The 1,090-nt window shown below is 64.2% G+C and carries 1 protein-coding gene; it reads left to right on the top strand.

Features of this window, described 5'->3' with window-relative positions; translation table 11 throughout:
- Positions 1 to 1,090: elongation factor Tu (gene tuf / locus B0W88_RS31890; RefSeq protein WP_077038421.1), on the top strand; the 1,090-nt coding region annotated here is incomplete at both ends.

Raw genomic sequence — 1,090 nt, 5'->3', positions numbered from 1 at the left:
ACGGTGCTGTCCAAGAAGTTCGGCGGCGAGGCCAAGGCCTACGACCAGATCGACGCAGCGCCGGAAGAGAAGGCCCGCGGCATCACGATCAACACCGCCCACGTCGAGTACGAGACGGCCAACCGCCACTACGCGCACGTTGACTGCCCGGGCCACGCTGACTATGTGAAGAACATGATCACCGGCGCCGCCCAGATGGACGGCGCGATCCTGGTGTGCTCGGCCGCTGACGGCCCGATGCCCCAGACCCGCGAGCACATCCTGCTGGCTCGCCAGGTCGGCGTGAAGTACATCATCGTCTTCCTGAACAAGTGCGACATGGTCGACGACGCCGAGCTGCTCGAGCTGGTCGAAATGGAAGTGCGCGAGCTCCTCTCCAAGTACGACTTCCCGGGCGACGACACCCCGATCATCAAGGGTTCGGCCAAGCTGGCGCTGGAAGGCGACACGGGCGACCTGGGCGAGCAGGCCATCATGCGCCTGGCCGATGCGCTGGACACCTACATCCCCCAGCCGGACCGTGCCGTTGACGGCGCCTTCCTGCTGCCGGTCGAAGACGTGTTCTCGATCTCGGGCCGTGGCACCGTGGTGACCGGTCGCGTCGAGCGCGGCATCATCAAGGTCGGCGAGGAAATCGAAATCGTCGGTATCCGCGAAGTCCAGAAGACGACCGTCACCGGCGTCGAAATGTTCCGCAAGCTGCTGGACCAAGGCCAGGCTGGCGACAACGTCGGCATCCTGCTGCGCGGCACCAAGCGTGAAGACGTCGAGCGTGGTCAAGTTCTGGCCAAGCCGGGCACGATCAAGCCGCACACCCACTTCACCGCTGAGATCTACGTTCTGAGCAAGGAAGAGGGCGGCCGTCACACCCCGTTCTTCAACAACTACCGTCCCCAGTTCTACTTCCGTACCACGGACGTGACCGGTGCCGTCGAGCTGCCGAAGGACAAGGAAATGGTCATGCCCGGCGACAACGTCGGCATCACCGTGAAGCTGATCGCTCCGATCGCCATGGAACAAGGCCTGCGCTTCGCCATCCGTGAAGGTGGCCGCACCGTCGGTTCGGGCGTCGTCGCCACGATCCTCGAGT

The organism is Pelomonas sp. KK5, assembly GCF_001984095.1.
Classification (GTDB): Bacteria; Pseudomonadota; Gammaproteobacteria; order Burkholderiales; family Burkholderiaceae_C; genus KK5.
This window is presented reverse-complemented; position numbering and strand designations above follow the sequence as displayed.